Origin of the sequence: Salipiger mucosus DSM 16094, assembly GCF_000442255.1 — a bacterium.
In the GTDB taxonomy this organism is placed as follows: Bacteria; Pseudomonadota; Alphaproteobacteria; order Rhodobacterales; family Rhodobacteraceae; genus Salipiger; species Salipiger mucosus.
In genome coordinates, this window is record NZ_KE557273.1 from 457228 (window position 1) to 459334 (window position 2107).

Here is a 2107-nt window from a genome sequence, read left to right on the forward strand (position 1 = left end):
CCAGCCCCAGCACCGCCTGCACGGCGACCATCCAGTCCCGCGCCTCGGTGGGCATACTGGCCTCGCGCGCCTCCCAGGCGGCGCGCGCCTCGGGCGAGGGCAGGGTGACCGCGCCCGCCCCGGCGCCCTCGGGCGCCACGGCATCGGCGGCCTGCTGCGCCCCGGCCAGTATCGGCCAGAGCGCCAATGCGGCGACAAGGATTCCACGTGCAGACATGATGCGCCCTCCCGAAACCCCGAGCCTAGTCCCGGCCCCCGCGAGACCGCAAGCGCCATGCCGGACCGGGGCCCGGCCCCGCAAGCATCTTCTGGCCACAAATATCCACAGCCGCGCCGCCGCAGGCGGCACGGCCGGATCTTTCACCGAAAGATCCGCAAAGTCCCCGGACGGGACCTCGGCGCTCAGTACGGCAGCGGATGCGCCCGGTTGACCGCGTCCAGCGCCTCCAGCACCTCCTCCGACAGCGTCAGCTCCGCCGCCGGCAGCAGGTGCTCAAGCTGCGCCATGGTCGTCGCGCCGAAGATCGACGAGGCCACGAAAGGCCGCTGCATGGTCCAGGCCAGTGCCATCTGCACCGGGTCCAGCCCGAAGTCGCGCGCCACCTGCAGGTAGGCATCGACCGCCGGAAAGACCCGCTCCGACTTGCGCCCGCCGAGGTTGCCGTTCAGGTCCATGCGCGAGCCCTCGGGCACCGCGCCGTCCTGGTACTTGCCTGTCAGCAGCCCGGCCCCCACCGGCGAGAAGGGCAGCAGCGCCACCTCCTCGTGCACCATCAGCTCGGCAAGATCCGTGTCCGCCATCCGGCAGAGCAGCGAGTACTCGTTCTGGATCGAGGCCACCCGCGGCCCGCCGGTTTCCTCGGCGACGCGCAGCCACATGGCCGTGCCCCATGTGCTCTCGTTCGACAGGCCGAAGGCGCGGATCGTGCCGCGCTCGACCTCGCGCTGCAGCGCGCCCATGCAGTCGTGCATGTCCTGCAGCACCGCGGCGCGATCGGGATGCTCCCAGGGCCGAAAATTCCAGTTCTGCCGGAAGTGGTAGGAGCCGCGGTTGGGCCAGTGGAACTGGTAGAGGTCGATCACATCGGTCTTCAGCCGCTTGAGCGAGGCCTCGACGGTCTCGGGGATCGTCTTGGAGGAGATCGGCGCGCCGTCCCGCAGCATCCGCGAGTCGCCCGTGTGCTTGGTCGCCAGCACCCAGTCGTCGCGCCGCCCGGTGCGGGCGAACCAGTCGCCGATGATCTCCTCGCTGCGGCCCACGGTCTCGGCGCGCACCGGGTTCGTCGGGTACATCTCCGCGGTGTCGAGGAAATTGATCCCCGCGTCCAGCGCCCGGTCCATCTGGGCATTGGCGTCTTCGGGCGGGGTCTGGTTGCCGAAGGTCATGGTGCCGAGGCACAGCTCGGACACCGTCATCCCGGTGCGGCCCAGCGGGTTCATCTTCATCGCGCGCATCTCCCTGCAGGTCTCGTTGCGGCGCCAACCTAGCGGCACACCGCGCGGTGCCAAGTCGAAACACCGCGCGTGCAGTCTTGAGAACATATCATGAACAGATATACTCGAAGGCATGAGTCTCGACGATCCCCTCCTGCGCCGCCGCCCGCTGCGGCCCGCCCCCGCGCTGACGCTCTGGTCGCAGATCGCGCTGCCGCTCGCCCGCGTGCACGAGATCTGCGGCCGGGCGCGGCGCATGCTGGCGCTTCAGGCCGCCGCCCGCGCCGGGGGAGAGGTCTTCTGGATCGCGCCCCCCTGGGGCAGCGATCCGCTCAACCCCGACGGCATGGCGCCCATCATCGGCCCGCACCGGGTGACCTTCCTCGCCCCCCAGCGGGCCGAGGACGTGCTGTGGTGCATGGAAGAGACGCTGCGCAGCGGCGTGGTGGCCACCGTCGTGGCCGACCTGCCGGGCCCGCCGCCGCTGACCCCGGTGCGCCGCCTGCACCTCGCGGCCGAGACCGGCGCAGAGCTCGGCCGCCTGCGCCCGCTGGGCCTGCTGCTCACCCCGGGGCAGGGCGGGGCGCCCGGCGTCGAAAGCCGCCTGCGCTGCGAGCCCGCCCACACCCCAAGGCGCGAGGCATGGGAGATCACGCGCCTGCGCGCGCGCATG

The 2107-nt window shown here is 71.6% G+C and carries 2 protein-coding genes and 1 pseudogene; 1 reads left to right on the top strand and 2 read right to left on the bottom strand.

Annotated features, from left to right (window positions below):
• Both SALMUC_RS30260 and SALMUC_RS02310 read right to left on the bottom strand, forming a co-directional pair.
• Positions 1-217 (bottom strand): annotated as a pseudogene (locus SALMUC_RS30260) (hypothetical protein); the annotation flags it as partial.
• A gap of 185 nt (positions 218-402) precedes the next feature.
• Positions 403-1446, bottom strand: a complete 1044-nt coding sequence (locus tag SALMUC_RS02310; protein ID WP_021119730.1) for an aldo/keto reductase — start codon at positions 1444-1446, stop codon at positions 403-405.
• A 121-nt stretch (positions 1447-1567) separates the two neighbouring features.
• On the opposite strand from SALMUC_RS02310, the gene SALMUC_RS30265 reads away from it, so the two are divergent.
• Positions 1568-2107 (top strand): ImuA family protein (locus SALMUC_RS30265; RefSeq protein ID WP_037371078.1); only part of this gene is annotated, 540 nt, incomplete at its 3' end.

Excerpts from the sequence above, each read along its gene's own strand:
- SALMUC_RS02310 (WP_021119730.1), bottom strand. The coding sequence starts at position 1,446 with ATGAAGATGAACCCGCTGGGCCGCACCGGGATGACGGTGTCCGAGCTG.